This window comes from Neobacillus driksii (genome assembly GCF_013409995.1).
Lineage (GTDB): Bacteria > Bacillota > Bacilli > Bacillales > Cytobacillaceae > Neobacillus > Neobacillus driksii.
Genome location: NZ_JACCBX010000014.1, coordinates 129,057 through 152,803, shown reverse-complemented (window position 1 = coordinate 152,803; position 23,747 = coordinate 129,057). Strand labels below are relative to the sequence as shown.

19 protein-coding genes are annotated in these 23,747 nt (G+C 40.2%); 6 read left to right on the top strand and 13 right to left on the bottom strand.

Features of this window, described 5'->3' with window-relative positions; translation table 11 throughout:
* Window positions 1-13: 13 nt before the first annotated feature.
* Both F4694_RS25985 and F4694_RS25980 read left to right on the top strand, forming a co-directional pair.
* The gene (locus tag F4694_RS25985) at window positions 14-1,936 is read left to right on the top strand and encodes a beta-glucoside-specific PTS transporter subunit IIABC (protein ID WP_179602815.1); all 1,923 of its coding nucleotides are present in this window, start codon (window positions 14-16) and stop codon (window positions 1,934-1,936) included.
* A 77-nt stretch (window positions 1,937-2,013) separates the two neighbouring features.
* Complete coding sequence (locus F4694_RS25980) at window positions 2,014-3,426, top strand: 6-phospho-beta-glucosidase (RefSeq protein WP_179602814.1); 1,413 nt, start codon at window positions 2,014-2,016, stop codon at window positions 3,424-3,426.
* 117 nt (window positions 3,427-3,543) lie between these two features.
* Here F4694_RS25980 and F4694_RS25975 read toward each other — a convergent pair whose 3' ends face one another.
* From F4694_RS25975 to F4694_RS25950, 6 genes are all read right to left on the bottom strand, one after another.
* Window positions 3,544-6,261, bottom strand: coding sequence for a glycosyl hydrolase 53 family protein (locus F4694_RS25975; protein WP_257029397.1), 2,718 nt, complete (start codon window positions 6,259-6,261; stop codon window positions 3,544-3,546).
* Window positions 6,262-7,170: 909 nt separating this feature from the next.
* A complete protein-coding gene (locus F4694_RS25970) occupies window positions 7,171-9,231 on the bottom strand; it encodes a beta-galactosidase (RefSeq protein WP_257029396.1) in 2,061 nt (686 codons plus the stop codon).
* Window positions 9,232-9,267: 36 nt separating this feature from the next.
* Complete coding sequence (locus F4694_RS25965; RefSeq protein WP_179602813.1) at window positions 9,268-10,119, bottom strand: sugar ABC transporter permease; 852 nt, start codon at window positions 10,117-10,119, stop codon at window positions 9,268-9,270.
* A 3-nt stretch (window positions 10,120-10,122) separates the two neighbouring features.
* Entirely contained in the window at window positions 10,123-11,379 is a 1,257-nt protein-coding gene (locus tag F4694_RS25960; RefSeq protein WP_179602812.1) for a carbohydrate ABC transporter permease, read from the bottom strand.
* 125 nt (window positions 11,380-11,504) lie between these two features.
* Window positions 11,505-12,779: a sugar ABC transporter substrate-binding protein gene (locus F4694_RS25955; protein WP_179602811.1), complete on the bottom strand. Its 1,275-nt coding sequence runs from the start codon at window positions 12,777-12,779 to the stop codon at window positions 11,505-11,507.
* Between the two features lie 134 nt (window positions 12,780-12,913).
* Window positions 12,914-13,906, bottom strand: coding sequence for a LacI family DNA-binding transcriptional regulator (locus tag F4694_RS25950; protein WP_179602810.1), 993 nt, complete (start codon window positions 13,904-13,906; stop codon window positions 12,914-12,916).
* Between the two features lie 193 nt (window positions 13,907-14,099).
* Between F4694_RS25950 and F4694_RS25945 the strand changes: the two genes are divergently transcribed.
* Complete coding sequence (locus tag F4694_RS25945) at window positions 14,100-15,308, top strand: MFS transporter (protein WP_179602809.1); 1,209 nt, start codon at window positions 14,100-14,102, stop codon at window positions 15,306-15,308.
* A 54-nt stretch (window positions 15,309-15,362) separates the two neighbouring features.
* Here the strand turns inward: F4694_RS25945 and F4694_RS25940 are convergent, their stop codons facing one another.
* Entirely contained in the window at window positions 15,363-16,283 is a 921-nt protein-coding gene (locus F4694_RS25940) for a TRM11 family SAM-dependent methyltransferase (protein WP_179602808.1), read from the bottom strand.
* 71 nt (window positions 16,284-16,354) lie between these two features.
* Window positions 16,355-16,711, bottom strand: a complete 357-nt coding sequence (locus F4694_RS25935; protein WP_179602807.1) for a nucleotide excision repair endonuclease — start codon at window positions 16,709-16,711, stop codon at window positions 16,355-16,357.
* A gap of 173 nt (window positions 16,712-16,884) precedes the next feature.
* Here F4694_RS25935 and F4694_RS25930 point away from each other — a divergent pair, with 173 nt between their 5' ends.
* The gene (locus F4694_RS25930) at window positions 16,885-17,106 is read left to right on the top strand and encodes a hypothetical protein (protein ID WP_179602806.1); all 222 of its coding nucleotides are present in this window, start codon (window positions 16,885-16,887) and stop codon (window positions 17,104-17,106) included.
* Window positions 17,107-17,121: 15 nt separating this feature from the next.
* Here the strand turns inward: F4694_RS25930 and gloA2 are convergent, their stop codons facing one another.
* On the bottom strand, window positions 17,122-17,508 hold the full coding sequence (gloA2, locus tag F4694_RS25925; RefSeq protein ID WP_179602805.1) for an SMU1112c/YaeR family gloxylase I-like metalloprotein: 387 nt from the start codon (window positions 17,506-17,508) through the stop codon (window positions 17,122-17,124).
* 122 nt (window positions 17,509-17,630) lie between these two features.
* On the opposite strand from gloA2, the gene F4694_RS25920 reads away from it, so the two are divergent.
* Window positions 17,631-17,849, top strand: a complete 219-nt coding sequence (locus F4694_RS25920; RefSeq protein ID WP_179602804.1) for a DUF1659 domain-containing protein — start codon at window positions 17,631-17,633, stop codon at window positions 17,847-17,849.
* A gap of 33 nt (window positions 17,850-17,882) precedes the next feature.
* On the top strand, window positions 17,883-18,101 hold the full coding sequence (locus F4694_RS25915) for a DUF2922 domain-containing protein (RefSeq protein WP_179602803.1): 219 nt from the start codon (window positions 17,883-17,885) through the stop codon (window positions 18,099-18,101).
* A 411-nt stretch (window positions 18,102-18,512) separates the two neighbouring features.
* Here the strand turns inward: F4694_RS25915 and gnd are convergent, their stop codons facing one another.
* The 4 genes from gnd to F4694_RS25895 form a co-directional block, all read right to left on the bottom strand.
* Window positions 18,513-19,916 carry a decarboxylating NADP(+)-dependent phosphogluconate dehydrogenase gene (gnd, locus tag F4694_RS25910; protein ID WP_179602802.1) on the bottom strand — a complete coding sequence of 468 codons (1,404 nt, stop codon included), beginning with the start codon at window positions 19,914-19,916 and terminating at the stop codon, window positions 18,513-18,515.
* A gap of 66 nt (window positions 19,917-19,982) precedes the next feature.
* Entirely contained in the window at window positions 19,983-21,329 is a 1,347-nt protein-coding gene (locus tag F4694_RS25905) for a GntP family permease (RefSeq protein ID WP_179602801.1), read from the bottom strand.
* Between the two features lie 19 nt (window positions 21,330-21,348).
* A complete protein-coding gene (gene gntK / locus F4694_RS25900; protein ID WP_179602800.1) occupies window positions 21,349-22,890 on the bottom strand; it encodes a gluconokinase in 1,542 nt (513 codons plus the stop codon).
* Window positions 22,883-23,620 (bottom strand): GntR family transcriptional regulator, encoded by a 738-nt coding sequence (locus F4694_RS25895; protein WP_179602799.1) that lies wholly within the window; start codon window positions 23,618-23,620, stop codon window positions 22,883-22,885. The genes gntK and F4694_RS25895 overlap by 8 nt, the downstream gene beginning before the upstream one ends.
* Between the last annotated feature and the right edge of the window lie 127 nt (window positions 23,621-23,747).

Below are 23,747 nucleotides of genomic sequence, written 5' to 3'. Positions count from 1 at the left end.
AGAAGGTGTTAAGTTGAAGTATGAACAATTAGCAAAAGACATTATACAAAATGTCGGTGGAAAAGAAAATGTCAACAGCGTTGTCCATTGTATTACTCGTTTACGTTTTAAATTAAAGGATGAAGGAAAAGCGAACACAGATGTTATAAAGAACATGGAAGGCGTTGTCACCGTGATGAAAAGCGGTGGTCAATATCAAGTAGTAATCGGAAACCATGTACCAGATGTATACAAAGCAGTGGTAGACGTCGGCGGTTTCCAATCACAATCACCTGTTGATGCGGACGGCGGCGACAACCAAAAATCTAGTTTCATTGATATTATCTCTAGTATTTTCACACCAGTCCTTGGCGTGCTAGCCGCGACCGGGATGATCAAAGGGTTAGTCGCCCTGTTCGTGGCACTAGGCTGGTTAAAAAACACCACAGGAACTTATCATATTTTAAACGCAATCGGTGACTCCCTGTTTTATTTCTTCCCGATTTTCTTAGGCTATACCGCCATAAAAAAATTCGGAGGATCCCACTTTATCGGGATGGCGATTGGGGCATCACTCGTTTATCCAACGTTAACGACATTAACAACGGGTGACCCGATTACCACTTTATTTTCTGGGAGTGTTTTTCAGTCCCCCATTTATATTACTTTCCTAGGGATACCGGTTATTTTAATGAGCTATGCCTCTTCGGTAATCCCGATTATCTTAGCCGCTTATTTTGGGGCAAAGGTTGAGAAATTTTTCAAAAAGGTTATACCGGATGTTGTTAAGGCATTCATTGTACCGTTCTTAACTCTATTAATTGTGGTTCCGCTCACGTTCCTTGTCATAGGGCCAGTGGCCACATGGGCCGGTGTCCTTTTAGGCCAAGCCACTCTTTGGTTATATAATCTCAGCCCGATGATCGCAGGTCTTTTTGTCGGAGGATTATGGCAGGTATTTGTTATTTTTGGCTTACATTGGGGACTTGTCCCTATTGCGATTAACAATCTTACCGTGCACGGCGCAGACCCTGTTCTTGGAACAATGTTTGCAGCTTCCTTTGCTCAGATTGGTGCGGTACTGGCAGTTTGGTTAAGGACCAAGGATCAGAAAATCAAAACACTGAGTATTCCCGCTTTTATTTCTGGTATTTTTGGTGTCACGGAGCCGGCCATTTATGGGATTACACTACCTCTAAAAAGACCGTTTATTATCAGCTGTATTGGCGGTGCTGTCGGTGGGGCAATTTTAGGCTTTATGGGATCGCAAATCTATATGGTTGGAGGGCTTGGTATCTTTGGAATCCCTACCTATATCAGTCCTAAAGGGGGACTAGATGCAGGTTTCTGGGGATCTATCGTCGCGATGATTGTCGGGTTCATCGTCGCTTTCATCCTAACTTGGTTGTTTGGAATGGGGAAAAATAATACAGCGAATGAAAATACGAAAACGGTAGAGTCCAGACCTACTGGCAAAGCTCAATCCAATCCGAACCATGGGGATCAAGTAATTTTCAGCCCATTCAATGGTGATGTAAGAGCTCTTTCTGAAATTAACGATGCTGCATTTGCTTCTGGGGCATTAGGACAAGGGGTGGCAATAGAACCTTCCGAAGGGAAGTTATACTCCCCTATTTCTGGTACAGTAACAGCACTTTTTCCAACGAACCATGCGATTGGAATTACCTCAGACCAAGGAGCAGAAATATTAATTCATATCGGAATGGATACCGTTCAGTTAGAAGGAAAGTTTTTCACCGCTCATGTCTCGCAAGGTGCGCGAGTTGAAAAAGGACAGTTACTAATTGAATTTGATATTCCAGGTATACAAGGGGCAGGATATATTGTCACTACTCCTGTGATTGTGACAAACACCGACCACTATCAAACCCCAATTATAACTGACCAAAAGCAAATAAAAGCTGGTGATCGATTATTTGAGTTAAAGACCAAGTAGCTAGGAAACACGAATGTTCTGAGAATCATAAAGGTTCTAATGTTTTTTAACGCAGATTAACTGAAGGGGTGAATGGCATGAGTTCACAAACAAGAAAATTTCCAGATGGATTTTTATGGGGCGGCGCTGTAGCGGCTAACCAATTGGAGGGTGCCTATCAAGAAGATGGAAAAGGGCTCTCCACGGCAGATGTGTCACCGAATGGGATTATGAGTCCTCCTGATTTTTCAATGACTCAATTTAATTTGTATCATGAAGGTATCGATTTTTACCATAAATATAAAGAAGATATTGCGCTATTTGCCGAGATGGGATTTAAAGCGTTCCGTTTCTCGATTGCTTGGACACGCATTTTTCCTAATGGCGATGACCAAGAGCCAAACGAAAAGGGCCTCCAATTTTACGACGATATGATAGATGAGTTACGCCGCTATAATATCGAGCCAGTTGTGACGATTTCACATTATGAAATGCCGCTTGGGCTTGTTAAAAATTACGGCGGTTGGAAAAATCGTCAAGTCGTTCATTTTTATGAAAAATTTGCTCGTACCATTTTTACTCGTTATAAAGATAAGGTAAGATTTTGGATGACCTTTAATGAAATTAACGTTCTCCTTCATGCACCGTTTACAGGAGGCGGACTGCTTTTTGAAGATGGTCAAAAGAACGAACAGGACATTTACCAAGCAGCCCATCATCAATTTGTCGCAAGTGCTCTCGCGGTAAAAGCCGGGCATGAAATTATTCCGGTATCCCAGATCGGCTGTATGATTGCGTCGATGATCACCTACCCATATAGCTCAAGACCAGACGATATGTTTGCAGCCTTAACACAGGACCGAAAAACCTTATTTTTTTCCGATATACAATCAAGAGGCTATTATCCAACCTATATGTCGAATTACTTCCTCGAAAATAATATCGATATCAAAATGGAGGATGGCGATCTAGAACTTCTACAGGAAAATACGGTGGATTACATTGGCTTTAGCTATTATATGTCATTTGTGGCGAGTACCGCACCAGAACACGAAGCTGCAAGAACAGCCGGAAATCTGTTCGAAGGGGTGAAAAACCCTTATCTACCAGCATCTGAGTGGGGCTTGCAAATCGACCCGAAAGGCTTAAGAACGGTATGTAACCAGTTATATGACCGCTATCAAAAACCGTTATTTATTGTAGAGAATGGACTTGGCGCAGTCGACAAAGTGGAAGTAGATGGTAGTATTAATGACGATTATCGCATTGAATACCTACGCGAGCATATCAAGGAAATGAAAAACGCTATTGGCGACGGGGTCGAAATTATGGGTTATACCTCATGGGGACCAATCGATCTTGTGAGTGCCTCGACTGCAGAGCTGAAAAAACGCTATGGCTTCATTTATGTCGACCGTGACAGCCAAGGGCAAGGCTCGAATAAAAGAATTAAGAAGAAAAGCTTTGATTGGTATAAGCAGATTATTGATACCAATGGAGATGACCTTTAATATTGAATTTCGATTAATCAATGCTTCATTACCAGAATTCATTGGTTAAAAGAACCTCTATAAAAAAATGAAAACAAAAAAAGCCTGACCCTATTAGGTCAGGCTGATCAACTCTTTCTACTGTAAATTGCGTTTGTATCTCCTCATCCAAATGAAACCAAAACCGCCGGCAACTAATAATAGGAGGCCAACTAGCAGCGTATTGTACATATTTGTTGCAGTGTCAGGCAGTTGATTACCCTCTTGCAAATCGCCACTAGGAGTTTGACCCGCGTCTGTGTTCCCTGGTTTATTTACTACTGGTGTTTGTCCTGAATCATCGTTCACTGGAGTACCTTCATCAGGTGTTTGTCCAGGGGTTCCATCATCTCCAGGAGCTGGATCTTCTTGAAAATCCTTCACTTTATATAGATAGAAATCATCTAAAGTTCCCCATGCACCTGCATTAGCTTTGATACTTGCCCCAATGGTAATCGTACCATCTGTAACGAGAATCTCATCAATTTGAGGATTGCTCCAATTCATCCAGCCATTTACGGAGGTGTCTGCTTTTAATTCACCATTACTGGTTTTCGCATACATGTACATCTCTGACTCTTTTGCATCCCCGCCTTGCAGGAACATAGAAAGGTTATAATAACCGGGTTCTAAGCCAGTAATCGTTTGTTCGACTTTAAATTCAACACCTTCACTTGAGTAATAATGCACCAAATATTCTCCTGAATGAGCATCAGAAGCATTTTGTTTAACCGAAGCATGTGATGTTACTCCTTCTGGATGAGTAATGCTCCACATGGAAGTGTCACTTCCCTCAAAACCAGGGTTTACCACATAATTTACAGGGTTAATAGTTAGATATGCTTTCGCAGATGCCCCGCCTTCGACAACTCCAGGAATCACATATGTCCCAACACCACTAGCAATCGCTTGTTGTAGTGCTGTGTCATCCCAAGTGACAGAAGCTGCACCCATTGTCCCGTTATTATACGTAATCGTAACGGTTTGAGGCAGTTGAATAGCTTCACCCAGGATGGTACTCATAGTGATAGCTTTAATTTCATCGATTTTTAACGGTGCCACTGCTCCCGTATTGACATAGTTAAACACATTTAATGAAGGTAATGGTTTACCAGTGAAATCAAACAAAGCTTGGTTATCTACTGCACTTCCGCCATACCACACACCTGCATCATGAGCATCATATTCTCCAGCATAGCTTGTTGCCCAACCGGAACCATACTGTTCCCAAATGGCTTTATTTTGCTCTAACTGACTTGCCGGGCCAACTGGAAGCCATGCCGGTTCCCAGTAAAACACACCAATTCCCGCTTCACCAACATTCACAACAGCTTCAATGACGTCCCTAACGGAATTGGCTTGACCCTGAACAGTAATCGGATAATTTAATGTCTGACCAGAATTCTTTGGTGCTGTGTTTCCGTGGCCATCTCCATCTTCTGCTGTGTACACATAAGAAGTCTCCGCGACCATTACCTTTTTACCATAGGTATCGGCTACATTTTTAAGAACTGCCGTTAAGTTACTTAAGGTACCATGCCAGAAAGGATAATAGGAGCTGGCAAACACATCATAGTCTACTCCGTTGTCATCTAGTGTTTTTGCTATAGAAGCATATCTTCCCGCAGTTTCCGGAGTTGTAAAATGAACCGCTACTAAAATAGTAGAATCTACGGCTCTAATCGCTTTACTACCCTCATTGAAGAGTGCACTAACCTTTGTCCAATCCTTCTCTCCTGCAACGCCACCATTTGTTTCATTCCCAACCTGAACCATACCAATGTTAATTCCTGCAGCCTTCATTGCTTCTAGGCTTTCTTTTGTATAGTTGTATAAAGCTGTTTTCTTATCTTCAAAACTTAAGTTTGCCCAAGCCTTTGGTGCTTGCTGTTTAGCAGGGTCCGCCCAGAAATCAGAGTAATGGAAGTCAACTAATAACTTCATTCCATTAGCTGTCGCTCTTTTTCCAATTTCAATCGCAGTTGCTAAATCGTTGTTTCCGCCGCCATACCCGTTTCCAGCAGCATCAAATGGATCGTTCCAAACACGAACGCGTACATAATTAACGCCAGAGTCGGCTAATGTCTTAAAAATATCTTGTTCTGCGCCTGCTTCGTTTTTAAATGTCACGCCACTGTTTTCTAATGAAACTATACTCGAAACGTCTACACCTTTAATAAAGTCCTTACTGATTCCGTCTACTTTTTCAACAAAAATATCAGCATCCACTGGATCAGGGACGCTAGCATTCAGCGACTTTAAAGTGACGCTATCTAAATAGCCCCAGGCCTTTGGTGCACCACTCACAATGGCACCCACCTCAAAATTTGAAACTTCTTCACTTACCTCAAAATTCAGCGTAATTGTTCCCCAGTTATTATAGCCTGTAGTTGCTGCTGCATCGGTCATTTCATTTCCAGCGAATAGTTTTACAGATCCCGCTTCCGCACCTGTACCACCCATAGAATGGATTGATAGTTCGTAGCTTCCAGCTGGAAGTGTATCGATCGTTTGTTTGACGGTAAATGACTGATTTTCGCCTGCAGTATCTTTAATCCAATACTTAAATGCATGTTCTCCCTCATCCTTCTTTATCCATGAATCTCCGGAATAAGAAAAGTACTGTAAATCAAGATGGTCCCAAACTGCAGCGTCAACCTTCCAAGAACCATCACCCCAAAAATCCGATTCAAACCCTCCATTTACCAAAGACGATAAAGCTGCTGCATTTGCGGGTTTGATGTTGACCAATAATGAACTAAACACCATTAAAAACGCTAAAAACATTGCTAAAACCCTGCTAATTCTATTTCCCATACTTCCATCACCTTTACAATATTTTGTATGGTCTGCTATACGAATGATGTCAATCTCGTAGTAAGCGGTTCCAATCAATCTAGCAAACTAGTAATATGAATAGAAACCACCCACCCTAGAAATAGAATGAATGGTTCCATAATCATCGTCTTGCGTCCTCAAGACCCTTGGTTGAGGACAAATCTCTCTCTTGCATTCTTAGTTTTGTCTTCAAGACCATTGGTTGAGGACAAATCTCTCTCTTGCATTCTTAGTTTTGTCTTCAAGATCCTCTGTTGAGGACAAATCTCTCTCTTGCATTCTTAGTTTTGTCTTCAAGACCCTTGGTTGAGGACAAATCTCTCTCTTGCATTCTTATTTTTGTCCTCAAGACCCTTGGTTGAGGACAAATCTCTCTCTTGCACTCTTTGTTTTGTCCTCAAGACCCTCTATTGAGGACAAATCTCTCGCTGGCATTCTTAGTTTTGTCCTCAAGACCCTTGGTTGAGGACAAATCTCTCTCTTGCACTCTTAGTTTTGTCTTCAAGACACTTGGTTGAGGACAAATCTCTCTCTTGCATTCTTTGTTTTGTCCTCAAGACCCTTGGTTGAGGACAAATCTCTCTCTTGCACTCTTAGTTTTGTCCTCAAGACCCTTGGTTGAGGACAAATCTCTCTCTTGCATTCTTAGTTTTGTCCTCAAGTCCCTTTATTGAGGACAAATCTCTCGCTGGCATTCTTAGTTTTGTCCTCAACAGACCTTATTAAGGACTAATTTCCTTTTAGAATACTAATTTCGGTCACTATAGGAGCCTCTTAGTGACCGAAAACATTATTGACTGTCGTTACAGTATTATAAAAAGAGTCAACTGTCCGCCTGAGGTGGACAGTGTCCACCGACGGTGACAGGCACCCAAATTGCTACCCGAACTATTTCTTCTTCTCAAGGATTCTTACTTCGTATTTTTCTAAGGTGATTTCACCTGATAGCTCTTCACCGGTAAGATGGTCTGTTACTGGTGTTTCGATGGTGATCGGCTGTTTTTCCTCTGTAAAGTTCATGACAAATACGTAGTCACTTTGTACTGATTGTCGAACTTGAACGGAAACGCCTAGCCCGTGGTTTACTTTAAAGGCTGGCTCAAGGGACAGATCATTCATCAATTCTTGGTAGAAGTCACGTTGGAACTGGTCTTCTAGTCGGCCGCCAATGTAGTAGGCTTTTCCACCTTGATACTTATTGCTTGTTACTGCTGGTGTCCCTGCATAGAAGTCGTCCTCATAGGTGGCTTCCACTGTTGCTTTACCAACCTTAATAATCGTTGCATAATCTTTTAATTCGTAAGATTGATTGCGATAGGTCACAGCATTTCGATCACTTGGGTAGTACGTATCTGTTTCCACGGGATTGATTCCAAAAATATCTTGCAGATCCTTGTGCCACCCGCCGGTATAGGTTAAATCATGTTCATTAACAATGCCGCTAATATAAGTCGTTACTAACGTACCGCCACCGGCCACAAAAGCCTTAAGACGTGTAATTGTTTCTTCACTGACTAAATAAAGCATTGGAATAATCAATAATTTATAGTTTGCAAAATCCTGTTCCTTCGTAATGACATCAACGGGAATATCCTTCTCCCAGAAAGCCCGATAATGCTGAACCAAGGTTTGCGGATAACGTTTTGTTTCCAACCCGTATCCTTGTGCATCATTAAGCGCCCAATTGCTTTCCCAATCATAAAGAATGGCAACATCAGCCGGACGATTTGTCCCAACTACATCACTCAATTTCTCAAGCGTTTTTCCAACCTCTGCAACTTCTTGGAATACTCGGTTTTCTGAACTATTGTCATGATCAACGACGGCACCATGGAATTTTTCCGAAGAGCCGCGTGATTTCCGCCATTGGAAGTAAAGAACACTATCAGATCCATGTGCCACCATTTGCATCGAAGCAAGCATGTGCATACCAGGTCGTTTCGCTTTGTTGACTGGGTGCCAGTTAACCATGCTTGGAGTGGATTCCATTAGTAAAAATGGCTGCTGCTTTAGAGAACGATATAAATCATCAATAAAGCCTACTCTCATTGCTAAATCCGCTGTGCTCTCCCAATCATTATGCCAAGCAGGATAAGCATCCCAGCTGATAACATCCAAATGCTTTGCAAATTTGCTATAATCCAGCGCTTGGAATGGGATTAACTCATGTGTGTCCGCCATAAAGTTTGTTGTAATGGGAACCTCTGGTGTTAATTCTTTAATTGGAACAATTTCATTTTCAAAGAAATCAATGGTTTGGTCGGTAACAAAACGGCGCCAATCTAGATTTAAGCCGTGAACCATGCTTTCTCCGATTGAAGAAGGAGATTCAATTTGCGACCAATCCGTGAAAGTGTGGCTCCAGAAAGGACCCCACCATGCGTCGTTCAAAGACTTTAAATCGTTATTATATTTCTTTTTAAGCCATCCTCTAAAAGCGTCCTGGCAAAGATCGCAATGACATTCACCGCCATACTCATTTGAAATATGCCACATAAGTAAAGCTGGATGATTCCCATAACGTTCTGCCAGCAAACGATTAATCTTCTGCGTTTTTTCACGATAAACTGGCGAAGTAAAACAGTGATTGTGCCTGCCGCCATGCAGCATTTTAACTCTTGCACCATTCACACGCAGTACCTCAGGGTATTTTTGTGACATCCAAGCAGGTCGAGCCCCGCTTGGTGTCGCCAAAATCACTCGGCCATTAATGCTATAGATGTCATCGATCACTTTATCAAGCCACTCAAAGTTGTAGACACCTTCTTCCGGCTCAAGTGCCGCCCACGCAAAAATTCCGACCGAGAATGTATTCGTATGGCTCTTCTGCATTAATTTGATATCATCGTCTAGTATATCTGGACGATCTAACCATTGGTCCGGATTATAGTCTCCGCCGTGCAGCATAAAGTCAGCCTTCGTCACGTAAGTTTTTTCATGTTTAGACATAGTAATCTCCCTTTACATTTGTTACTTACTTCACCATTACCCTTTCGTACCACCTGCAGTTAAGCCAGAAACGAATTGCTTTTGCAGCAGCAAGAAGGTAATCGCAATCGGAATACTAATTAAAATCGCACCCGCTGCGAATGTTGTATAACTCGCACCCATTACATCGTTCACTAATTTGTATAATCCAATTGGTAATGTGAAAGAATCAGGTGTTCTCAAAATAACCGATGATAAAACGAAATCCCCAAGCGGACCTGTGAATCCATTCATTGCTACAACTGCTAACATCGGTCTTGATAATGGCAGGATAATTTGCCAGAAGATTCGAGTGTTGCTGGCGCCGTCAATCTTTGCGCTTTCATCTAAATCCATTGGAATCGAATCCATATACCCCTTCATCAGATAGGTATTCATCGGTATTTGTCCGCCAATATAGAGAAGGATTAATAACCAATGACTATTCATCATCCCAAGAATTTGCGCTAATACAAACAGAGCAATTAACGCAGCAAATTGAGGAATCATTTGTAATAACAGAAACAACATTAGTGCATTTTTTCTTCCTTTAAAGCGAAAACGTGAAAAAGCATAAGCTGTAAACGATACCGTGATCATTGACCCCAGCATGGTAAAAATGCTGATTTTCAAAGAGTTTAAATACCATTTACCATATTGAAGACTTTCTTTTCCCGCAAATAATTCTTTATAATGCTCAAGAGTTGGATTTTTCGGGATAATCGAGGTACTGATTAAACTGTTACCTGGGTTAAAGCTTGCCCCTACGGTCCAAAGTAAAGGATAAATAATCAGCACAGTCATAAAAAGCAGAAGGGCATAGGTAAAAAATAGACGAACGAATCGGTTGGTTTTCATAGTTGTCTGCATATTTTATGCCCCCTCCTTGAATGAATTTGTACGTCTAAATTGCCATAAGGCGATACCGATAACGAAGATTGATAATAAAATCGTTAAGGCCGCGGCAAGCGAGTATTGACTTGATTGCATGGTCAGTTTATAGATCCATGACACTAAGATGTCGGTTCCGCCAGCTGTTGATCCAGCCACCGCAGGACCACCGCCATTGAAAAGATAAATAATATTAAAGTTATTAAAGTTAAAGGTAAACTGCGTAATGATAATCGGTGCCATCGCAATTAAAATCATTGGCATTGTAATATTCTTAAATTTAGCAAAAATGGAGGCACCATCAATGGTTGCCGCTTCATATAAATCCTCAGGAATCGACTGAAGGACACCTGTTGTTACGATGAAGATATAAGGGAATCCAAGCCATCCCTGCATAAGGATTAGTGCGACCCTCGCCCACTTCTCGTCTGTCATCCACGGGATAGGATCCATCCCAAAAAACGCTAAAATATCATTGTTGATTGCACCAAAACTATCATTAAATAGTCCGGCAAAAATGAGGATTGTGACAAACCCAGGCACCGCCCATGGTAACACCAAAATAGTTCGGAAGAATTTCTTGAAGCGTACTTCCTTTTGATTCACAACAATAGCCAAGAAAACACCAAGACTTACTTGTAAAGATGATGCCACAAGCGTCCAAATAACCGTCCATGCTAAAACATCAAAGAACGTGGAACGCCAAATATCAACCGTAAAGATTTCCGCAAACGTTTCTAGTCCCACCCAATCGGCTAAGTTTGCAGGTGGCGAATGGTACAAATCATAATTGGTAAACGCTAATGCGAAACTAAACAAAATCGGAAAGATTACTGCAAAAATTAATAGAAACAATGATGGACCACTAATTAAGTAAGGATATCCTTGTCCAATTAAATTTTGATATTCACTCTTCAGTGAAGTGACAGGGAAATTTTCATCTCGCAGCTTTCCATTTTTATAAGCATCTTTAAGATTCCAATAATAAATACCTAGTCCAAAGGCAGAAACAATTAAAGCAATAATCCCTTCTGCTAAAAGAAAGATGGAGTTATCTCGAGGCACTTCAGTTCCTAAGGTAAAAAGTCCCCAAAACCCCATATTCAATAGATCTCCAAATGCGACCACAAACGAAGCACCAAGAATAAGGAACACAAGACCCTTTACCCATTGCTTATTATAAAATTGGCCTAGTCCAGGTATGATAGATAAAAGCGGGGCTATCGTACGATGTTGCACTTTCTTCACCTCTCTATATAGATGACCGTTAAAAATGTAACTTTTTATCGGCTCTAATATTCAAATTGATATAACAAATGGTGTCAAACATAAGTAGCGTTTGACACCATTATTTGATTTACTACTTATTTTTTACCGTGTTTTGCTTCAATTTGACCTTTGATGGTTTCAACTGCTTGATTTAATGCTTCTTTTGGTTGAGCTTTACCAGTTGCAATTGTTTGTAACGCAGAATCAGCAGGTGCCCAAACTTCGTTCATTTGAGGAATATTAGGCATTAATACTGAGAATTTAGATTGTTCAGCAACAGCTTTTGCAGCAGGGCTTTCAGTAACAACAGGATCATTAGCCAAAGATGCTACAGCTGGAACTTCTTTTGTAATTTCATATCTTGTTTTAGAGTTTTCTTCGTTTGAAATGAATTCAACAAACTTTTCTGCAAGCTCAGGGTTTTTAGAATAAGAGCTTACGTTGTAGCTTTTTACACCAATAAATGCTTGCATGTTCTTACCATTTCCAAGCTCAGGTAATTTTTGTACACCAAAGTTTACGCCTGCTTTTGTAAATGGCTCGATATTCCATGGACCAGAAATAATGGCCGTAGCTTTGCCTTCAGTAAATAATGATTCGATTACATTAATACCTTGTTCACCAACAATACCTGCTGGGAATAAGCCTTCTTTATAGAACTTTTGAATGTATTGTGCACCTTCAACGGCACCAGCATTATTTAGTCCGATATCAGTTGGATCGTAACTGCCGTTGTCATCTTGACCGAAGATGTAACCGCCATATCCGCTTAATACACTGTTTGCATAGTAGATTTGATCAAATAGTGCTAGGAAACCAAACTTTTCACCATTTGCAACACCTTTAGAATAGTCATACCATCCTTCAAGAGTAGTTGGCAGCTGGTCCTCAGAGATGAGGTCTTTATTGTAGTAAAGCATTGTTGTTTCTACTGCTTTCGGTAATCCATAAACCTTACCTTCAACCTTTTGTGCATCCATTGCCGCTTCTGTATAAATTCCTTGAGTTGCATCATCCACATCTAATTCTTTGATTAACCCTTCAGTAACCGCAGTACCAATCTGGTCACTTGGCATAGTAAGAACGTCTGGGCCTGTACCTGCTGGTCCGTCAAGACGTAAATCTTCTATTTGTTTAGTATATTGTTTTTCTACCATTTTTACTTTTACATCATTTTCTTTTTCAAACTTGGCAATGGCGTCTTTAATACCTTCACCCTTCATAACGTCTTCCCAAACGAGTAACTCTTTTGATTTATCTGCTTCTTTTGTGTCGCTGCCTTTAGCGTCGTCCTGTGGCCCACATGCCACTAAGGATAAACTTAAAGCAACACCACTCATAAGGCTAAAATATTTTTTATACTTTTTCATGGATGTACATCCTTTCAAAATTAGTTTCTTTACTAAACACTTTTGAAAGCGTTTCAGTAAATATAATATACCATCACCTAGAAAACGTGTAAACAACTTTTTTACTCAAAATAGTAAATTATTTTACTCTAACTTTAGTTGGTACTTTTTCGAATCACTAACTCAGATCCAATATATAATGTTTTTACTAGTTTTCTCTTCTCCATCACTTGTTCAAGCAATAGCTGAACGGCATTTTTACAGATTTCCCTTAAATCAATATGAAAGGTGGTAAGCGGCGGAGAGACATATTTTGTGACACTAATATTATTCACACTGACGATACTTACACGATTGGGGATGGCAACTCCATATTCATTCAACGCCTGAAGGCAGCCTACTGCTATTGGATCAGCTGCAATGTAGAAAGCCGTTGGCAGCTGGTCCCCGAGCTGTTGAATGGCATTTTTCATTAGAAGATAACCACTCTCAACAGAAAATCCTCTGCGGTGAAAAATATAGGAATCCTTCAATAAACCCTTTTGCTCCATATATCTCCGGAACACTCGCTCCCGCAGATCCATTTCGTCCTCACCGGTGTTTGGATTGTGGTAGGTCCCTCCTATAAAACCAATCTCTGTATGACCTTTTTCTATTAAGAAATCTACCGTTTTTCTTGTAATTTGTGGGAGATCAGGTCTTACAGAGTCAAAATGATTCGGATCAGGTGATGTATCTAGAAAGACCCCATTTGTCGTTATGCTTCTCAAATGCGCAAGTTCTTTGTCTGAAAAAGTCCCTACAGCAATGAATCCCTCAATCGTATCAGGAATCTGATGAATGCCATCGGAAATTTTGTAAGTAATCATCTCAATATTGAATAGCCGAGCCATTTTTTCAATCTCGATGCGCATTGTTTTAAAATAAACATCCTCTAATTCTTCTATATCCGTTAGCCAATATAAAAAAGCGATATTCTTTACTAACAGCCTCACCGTTTTCTTGCGGTAATTGAGCTCCTCTGCCACCTCATAAATCTTTTCACGTGTCTCATCTGAAACAGACAGACTTTGGTCATTATTAAGAACCCTTGAAACGGTAGAAGCCGAGTAACCCGACTTTTCGGCTATATCTTTTATCGTCGCCATTGTGAAACCTCCATATATTCATTATGTGCAATTCTCAAGATGTGTATTATTTAGTAAACTTATTTACTAAATTTTACGCTACTTTTTATTTAAATTCAAGTGAATATTCCATAATAAACATGTGGACATGAATCTCCTTTAATAGGTATACTTTTGATTTGAAAATAGTTTAGAAAGGATAGAGGGGAACAATTTGAGTCCATCGCAAAAATTATTACTCAGTATTCACGCTTGTTTCGGCTTGGCCACTACAATGTCAGGCTTGTTCTTAAATCTCTATTTATGGAGACTTTCAAATGATTTGACAGTAAACGCTTCCTTTATCCTTGTAACATTCTTTTTTGGTACCGTCTCTTTTGCTGTCGGTGCACTGCTGTCAAAAAAGACGGATAGAATCTTTAGTTTTCAAATCGGGATTGGTTTAACAGCGTTATTTTATTTACTTGTGATCCTACTGCAGGAGAAGACCGCTTCGTATCCGATGGTAATCGGCATTTTGAATGGAACAGCCACTGGTTTCTACTGGCTGGGCTACCTAGTGTTGATATATGACCTTGTGGACAATCAATCACGCTCACAATTTATGGGAAAACAAATGGCCGTATTTGGATTAGTCAATACATTGGGTCCGGCCTTTGCTGGATATGTCATTTCCAGCCTAAATTTTACTGGGTACAACCTTGTGTTTTCTCTATCTTTATTATTATTTTTTACCGGACTTATCCTAAGTCTTCGGCTTCCGAAAGATACCTCGCCTAAAAAACCTTTATATTTACGATTATTATGGAGGTTTAACAAGCGGAAAACAGCGTTAAAACCCATGTGGTTTGGATGGTTAATTTGGGGGACTTGCGAAGGAATACTTGCTTTCTACCCAACAGTTATCTTATTTATGACCGTGAAGAATGAATTTCTCGTTGGAATCAGCTCCATCCTGTTTGGAACCGTTGCTATCCTTTCAAGTCTATGGCATAGCAGGTACAACAATAGAGACCGAGAACCCTATACCTTGCTGATTGTCTGGTTGATGTACTTCCTTGCTTGCATCCCGATGATTCTCACTATGAACATATGGACAGTCTTTATCTTCCTGATTGTCAATGAAATCAGTAAAGCATTAATAGGAGTAACCTATTTCAGTTTCATGTTCAGGTCAATAAAGGATTTGCCCAAATCAGGGCTGCGGACAGAATCAATGGTCATGAGGGAAATCATGCTTAACATTGGCAGACTACTATCAATCACCACGTTTATTTTGCTTTACCTGGTGGCTCAAGAGCTGACCATTTATTTTTTTCTATTTGCGATATTCATACAAGGATTGCTATTTAAGATCCTATCTGTCGAAAATGTTGGGATTATGGTTAGGAAAAAGATTAAAATCTATAAATCAGAAGTGTAGAGCCTGTAAAACTCTACACTTTTTTACGTTATTAATTAGAAGAGGCAATTTGCTTTACCTGCACACAATCACTTCACGGGTAAATACGCCTTTTTTTGCAACTGCCCGATCCAAAATCTCAAATCCCGCTTCAATTAGAATTGGATCGATGTGTTCTACAGTTACGACTACTACCTTATCCGCAAACCTTCGAGCACTTTGAAGCATCTCCAGCTGCTCTTGTGGAGAGATCACAGAACACAAGTTATAGGGTAAATCGATAATCGCGACATCGTAATGATTGGTGATCGTACGCATGTCTTTAAACGTGACTTCACCAGTAAACCCAAAGTGTGCGATATTTTCTCTTGTACCAGCAAGAATAACAGGGTTATTATCGCTTCCCTCGATATCAATGCCCATCGATAGTGCTCCAATCAGGACGGTCCCAATTCCACAACAAGGGTCAATCGCTTTTATCCCAACTGGGTTCGGGATCGCGATATTCACCACTGCTCTTGCCACGCGTGTACTGAGCGCGGTGGAATAATTGTGGGGCTTCTGCTGATGGCGAAACCAAACCGACTCACTTTTCATATAGTCACCAAAAACCCATCTACGGTTTACGTGCATGACGGCAAAAAAACGCTGTGGATTCCGAATATCCACTACACCTTTAATCCTTTGACCTACTTCTCGCTCAATCGTTCGCCGCTTCTCAAATGGTTCCTCGCCATTTTTCACACAAATCACCTTAAACGTTTCTCCAGTTACTTGAAAGGAGGCTAATGTTTCGAGAAGTTCTTCCAAACTCTCTCCCTCTAAAATGACATCAATTCTCTCCTTGATAAACGGACTACGACTGGGATCAATTTTTACAGTGCTTTCCAAGATATTCGTTTGTGATTCCGTCCCAAACAAAGAACGCATCTCTAACGCACGTAAGGAGCGTTCATCCTCATAACCGGAGTACGTATAGATATAGGTACTTACCATTTCATCCTCATCCTTTATAAAAAAAAGCAATAGGCATGGTCATTTAGTGACGGTACCTATTGCCTTTATTGTTATCTAAAAAACACCTTGTCGATATTGTACTTCGACTTCGATTCATTAATGATAAACGTTTCATAAATTTCTCTATGTGTTGGGTCTTCAATGACACAAACTTCAATTCTGGTAATTTCATCACGGTGGTTCTTAACTGGAGAGACACTATCCTCAAAATGCTTCTTGATTCTAGGTCGCAGCTTTCTTGCTTTCCCTACAAACAGCAGCTCTTTATCCTTGTTATAAAACATGAAAATTCCACCCTTATCACGCGGGATAAGATGAAAATCAGTAAACCCATAAATGTTGCTCATTTCTGGATTATCTTGTTTCGTAATGGTAACATCTGGCTTTGGAACGGTTATATTAATCATGCAAGCTCACTTCCTCTTTCTACAGTGCTTTAAATGCTATCACAAATCTACATATATTACTATATCCTGATATCAATCATTTAGACGAAATATAACAACTTTACGAAGAAATTTTTGTTTTCAACTCTTAACGGAATACTTTTGCATATACTAAAAAAAGGCAATCTCAGGGGGTGTTCAGGATAACTAGTATCCAAGACGTGAATGAAGTGCTTTCCGGTTTTCACCATCCATTAGCCCAAAAGTGGCTAGGCAATGATCTCATCAAAAAGACGATTGCAGTAAGTTATGATTATTGGATAGAAGATACCAATATCCCCATGAGCTTAGATGAATTTGTTTTACAATACCTCGACCATGCTGATTATCTGGGTGAGATGTTTGCTGACGATTAACACTCAGTTCTGAGATTAACATTCATATAGTTCAATCGGCAGCCCATCCGGATCCTTAAAGAAGGTAAATTTCTTTTGTGTCCATGGGTCTATCCGTATGTCCTCTACTTCTACCTGCACCCCTCTTAAATGCTGAACTTCCACTTCAATATTGTCCACTTCAAATGCCAAATGCCTTAAACCAGCACCCTCCGGATTATTGACCCGTGCCGGCGGGTTTGGAAAGGAAAACAACTCGATTTGGTATTGTCCATTTACCTCAAGGTCCAATTTATAAGAGTCCCTTTCCTCACGGTACACTTCCCTTATTGGTGTTAGGCCTAAAACACGCACATAAAAATCTTTCGAAACTTCGTAGTTCGAACAAATCACCGCGATATGGTGTATTTTCTTTAAATTCATTTCCTCTCCTCACTTCTTCGCTAGTTTATTAAACTATAACACCACATAATAAAAATATTTTCAATCACCATGTCCTTTTTGCCTATTTTTCTATATATAAAGGGTGAAAGGAGGTGATAACGATGGCACAAGCAGTTGTAACTGCTTCAAAGTTACGTTTGGTGTTCCAGGTGGGTATGGATGATGACGGTAAACCAGTTCTTAAATCAAAGACATTCAATAATATCCAAAAATCCGCCACTCCCGATCAACTTTTACAAGCAGCACAGGCCCTTATTGGTTTATCCAATGACACTCTTAGCAATATTGAGAGAGTCGAGAATGCTGATTTACTAGCATAATTGAAAAATAAATAATGATAGGAGGTGAATAAAATGGCTAAAACACTAGAATTAGAGTTTGGTACGGAGTTTGGTAAAACGGCCCGTCTGTCTGTAGAAAATCCAAAGGAACCTATTGACGGATCTGTCGTAAAGGCTGCGATGGAGGAAATGATCGCGTCCGGAGTCTTTACATCTACAAATGGTAATTTTGCTTCCGTAAAAGGAGCACGAGTGATTGACCGCAATGTAACCGAATATGAGATTGTTTAATAGAGTAGGAGATTGGATTCAGGTGAATCCTGTCTCTTTTTCTTTCATATAGCTAAATTAATAATACTTTAAACTTTTATTCATAGTTTGTTCATGAAAACTGGTTAAGATAAAGACATGAGAAAGACCTCCTATTGATCTTTATCTTTTTCATAGTTTCCCCCTTTTTTATGATTCGGCAATTATGCTGAATCTTTTTTTTGATATATAGCTCTTCACCTTATGTTAAAACTTCTTACCTGCCAAATTGTATTCTTCACCTGCTGATTTCTTAGCTCTACCTGCATGTTCTCTGTTTTATCTGCCTTTTTCCTTTGTTTATCTGCCTAATTAATTCCGCGCCCAAACTACAACAGTTCAGTATCCAAAAAAAAAACAATCCTACTCCAACATAAGGAGTAGGATTGACGTTTATTGCCAGTTTGTATGATAAATTCCCGGCATATCCCTGCGCTCGTAAGTGTGGGCGCCGAAGTAGTCACGTTGTGCTTGTAAGAGGCTGGCGTTTGAGACAGCTGTCCGGTAACCATCATAGTAGGAAAGAGACGCGCTTAAGCATGGTAACGAGATACCAGCAGTAATGCCATCACAGACAACTTTACGTAATCCGATTTGATACTCTTTCACTTTTTCAGCAAAATAAGGGGCGATCAGCAAATTCGCCAAAGCTGGCTGCTCATCATAGGCTTCGCTAATAACGTTTAAAAATTCTGCACGAATGATGCAGCCGCCACGGAATATAAGAGCAATGTCTTTTAAAGGTAAATCCCAGCCATACAGTTCAGAAGTCGTTTTATATTGAGTAAATCCTTGGGCATAGGCACAAACCTTTCCTACATATAATGCTTGTCTAATGTACTCAATCCACACATCACGATCGAAATTCTGATCTTCGAACGCTGGACCTGCTAAAATATCTTGAGCATGAACCCGTTCTTCTTTTAGAGAGGATAAATAACGCGCAAACAATGACTGTGTAATAATCGATGCCGGAATCCCGTTATCGATGGCTTGCATGCTCGTCCATTTACCGGTTCCTTTTTGTCCTGTTTTATCAAGAATCACATCAATCAGTGGTAAGCCTGTTACCTCATCCTTTTTACGAAGAATCTCTGCCGTAATCTCGATTAAATAACTTTTCAGTTCACCTTGATTCCAGGTTTCAAAGATGTCTGCTATTTCATTTACCGATAAATGTAACCTTTCTCTTAAAAACGTATAGGCTTCTGCAATTAATTGCATATCGGCATACTCGATCCCGTTATGTACCATTTTTACAAAATGACCGGCACCTTTTGGACCCATATAAGCACAGCAAGGCGTATTGTCCACTTGAGCTGCTATTTTTGTAAGAATCGGTGCTGCTTTTTCATAGACTTCCTTATCCCCGCCTGGCATGATCGATGGTCCTTCCAACGCTCCGACTTCACCACCAGAAATCCCGATTCCTAAATAACCAATTCCTTTAGACTTTAATTCATCGTATCTACGTTCCGTATCTTCGTAATGAGAGTTACCTCCATCCATAATGACGTCGCCTGCTTCAAGATGTGGCAGCAATGAGCCGATTACTGAATCAATCGCCTTGCCCGCTGTCACCATCACAAAAACTTTTCTCGGAGTCTCCAAAGACTGTACGAAATCTTGAACTTCATAGTAAGGGGTAATTGACTGCCCATCAAGTTTTTCCACAAGCTGGTCCGTTAAATCTCTCGTGTAATTATAAACAGCCACATGCTCTCCTTTATTCGCCATGTTTAAAGCGATATTACTGCCCATGACTCCTAAACCAATAACACCTATTGTATTCAACATATTTTCATTCTCCTTTTTCTAAGTTGAATAGGCAGTAAAACCCTAAGGTTTACTGCCTGAAAGTACCTATACAAACAAGCTTAATAATAAAACAAATCCTAATCCCGCTACGGAAATAATCGTCTCAAGCAAGGTCCATGTTGCAAATGTTTCTTTCATACTTAAACCAAAGTATTCCTTAAACATCCAGAAACCAGCATCATTTACATGGGAAAGAATGACACTTCCCGCACCTGTTGCAAGAACGACTAAAGCAAGGTTAACATCAGATTGTCCTAACATTGGAATCACTAAACCAGCTGTTGTTAATGCTGCAACAGTAGCGGATCCTAATGCGATACGTAAAATGGCAGCAATCATCCATGCAAGGATAATCGGTGATATAGCAGTCCCTTTGAATAATTCTGCTACATAGTCACCAACACCGCCGTTGATTAATACTTGCTTAAAGGCTCCGCCGCCACCGATGATTAAGAGCATCATACCAATGTGAAGAATCGCTTGTGTACAAGACTCCATGACATCCTTCATTGGAATCTTTCTTGCGATACCCATTGAATAAACAGCAAATAATAGCGAGATCAACATCGCCGTACCTGCTTCACCGATAAATCGAATGACTGCTAGTACAGTATTATCTTCAAAGCCCAGTGTTTTTTGCAGCAAGGTAATAATGGTCGCAATGGACATTAAAATAACAGGAAGTAAAGCGGTAAAAACACTGATACCAAATCCAGGTGTATCTTGAAGTTTAAATGTTTTTAGTTCACCTAATGATGCAATGCTGCCCATTTTTGTAAAAGATTCAGGTACAAGTTTTTTCGCAATCTTTGTAAAAACTGGCCCAGCTAAGATAACGGTAGGGACAGCAACAATGAAACCATAAAGTAATACTTCACCAATGTCTGCACCAAGTTCACCAGCAATTGTAGTTGGTCCTGGATGAGGCGGCAAGAAACCGTGTGTGACTGATAAAGCTGCTGTCATGGAAATACCAAGTGACAAGATCGAAACTTTTAATTCTCTTGAAATCGCAAAGACAATTGGAATCAATAATACTAAACCTACTTCAAAAAATAACGCGATACCGATAATGAATGAGGCAACGACTACTGCCCATTGAGTATTTTTTTCACCGAATTTGTTCACAAGAGTCATCGCAATTCGCTGCGCACCGCCTGAATCAGCGATTAATTTACCGAGCATGGCTCCAAGTCCAAAAATTAAACCAATATGTCCAAGTGTTCCGCCTAATCCGGCTTCGATAGTTTTAACCACTTCTTCTAATGGCATTCCTAGGGCTAACGCAACACCAAACGATACAATGATTAAAGAAATAAAGGTGTTTAATTTAAAGCCCATGATCAATATAAGTAAGGCAATAATTCCTAACGCTACAATTACTAATGGCATTTTAATTCCTCCGTTTTTTCTAGTTGTGTGGTGTAAGCTTTCTTTGATAATTAGCTATTCGAGTATAATCTTCTTCTAATACTCTTGATAAGTGAATAAAGATCGGCAGCAATTGCCTGTATTCTTTTGCAGCTGCTTCTTCAGGTGTATGTGTAAAGGTGCTGCCAACCATTTCTGAAACAACGTCAAATGATTCAATTTTTCCTGTTGCATAGAGTCCTAAAAGACAAGCCCCCAGGCATGAACTTTCATAGCTTTCGGGAACGACTACTTCCGATTCGAAAATATCGGACATCATTTGTCGCCAAACCTCCGACCTTGCGAAGCCTCCCGTTGCTTGGATTCGGGTGACAGGGCCATCCATGCATTCCGTTAATGCTAGGAATACGGTGTATAAATTGTAAATGACACCTTCTAGCGCTGCTCGAATCATATGTTCTTTCTTATGTGACAAAGTTAAACCGAAAAATGAGCCGCGTACATCTGGGTTCCAAAGTGGTGCACGTTCCCCTGCGAGGTATGGATGAAATAACAAACCATCTGACCCTGGTCTTACACGTTCAGCAATTTTGGTTAATACTTCGTATGGATCAATTCCTAATCTTTTTGCAGTTTCAACTTCTGAAGAAGCAAATTCATCACGAATCCAACGAAGAACCATTCCACCATTGTTGACTGGGCCGCCAATGACCCAATGCTTTTCCGTTAACGCATAGCAGAAAATTCTTCCCTTTTCATCCGTTTGGGGCTTGTCAATAATCGTACGAATTGCACCGCTTGTCCCAATGGTAACAGCAATCTCGCCTTTTCCAATCGCATTAACACCAAGATTGGAAAGGACGCCATCACTGGCACCAATCACAAAAGGAGTTTCTGGATCAATACCAATTTGTTTGGCTATTTCAGGATCACAATTGCGGAAAACTTGCGTTGTTGGAACGAGTTCAGATAATTGATCACGCGTTACACCCGCAATATGTAATGCTTCTTCATCCCAATCAAGGTTTTGGAGATTCATCATACCCATGCAAGAAGCGAGGGAATGATCGACAACATATTGATCAAACAACTTCTTAAAAATAAATTCTTTAATTCCGATATACTTTTTTACTTTTACAGCGATTTCAGGACGGTCATTGACCATCCATGCTATTTTGCTTAATGGCGACATCGGGTGAATCGGTGTTCCAGTCCGTCTGTAGACTTCATGTCCGTTCAACTCATCCTTTATTTTATGTGCCCAAGCTTCACTGCGATTATCCGCCCAAGTGATACAATGTGTCAGCGGCTGGTCGTTTTCATCTATTGCAATGACACTATGCATGGCGCTGCTAAATGATAGGAAAGCCGGCTTTTTATCAGGATGAAGTTTCGTTATATTCGTAATCGCTTGCAATACAGCTTGATAAATTTCATTCGGATCTTGTTCAGCAGTCGACATATCCGGTGTATAAAGTGGATACCCATGATTCTCCACCTGGATGACTTCGCCTTCTTCCGTAAATAATACTGCTTTGGTACTTGTTGTTCCGATATCGACGCCTAACATATAGTTAGTCATTTTTTTGCACAGCTCCTTTAGCCAGCATTTGTTGTGACATCCAGAGGTCATCTACTGTTCCCTGAACTTGAACATCATCAAAGTTTAAATGTAAAGATTCAAGCATGAGCTCTCGATTCTTAGACTCAATCGCTTCTATATAAATCTCATGATTTCGTATAACCCTGGTAAAGTCTTCGTACTCTTCTTTAATCCGCATACGCATCGATAAAAGAATTAAGCATTCCATAACAGGCTTTAAGTTATCCCAAATCATCAACATGTGCGAATGATTAATCGAGCGAATAATCGTTTCATGAAATAAGACGTCCTGTAGGGCAAAATCGTCAGCATCACGATACTTTATCGCAACCTTCATCATTTCTAGTATTTTACTAAGTTCTCTTGATAGTTGTTTTGTTTCCATTTTTATAAGACGCTCAAATACAAACGTTTCAATAAGCAGCCGAACATCATAAATCTCTTGTATTTCCTTTTCTGTTAAACCAATGACAACTGCACCCATTCTTTCCAATCGGATAATATTTTCGGATGCTAGTATTTTTAACGCTTCCCGGATGGGTGACCTGCTCACCGCAAAATCAGCAGCCAATTTATTTTCAGATAAGATGGTGCCGCTTTCAATTGCACCTGAAATAATACGCATTCTAAGCTCGCAAGCTACACGTTCACCAGCAGAAGCTTTTGAAAGACTCTTTTCGGGATATAGAAGTTCCTTTGTTTCTATCATCATTTCACCCTCTTAATGTAATACAAGGATACTTGTATACAAGTATTATAAAACTAGATTTTTAATTTTGCAAGCGCTTTTCTTTTTCCATTATTTTGCTATCTCCCCTATAAAACTAGTAAAAGCT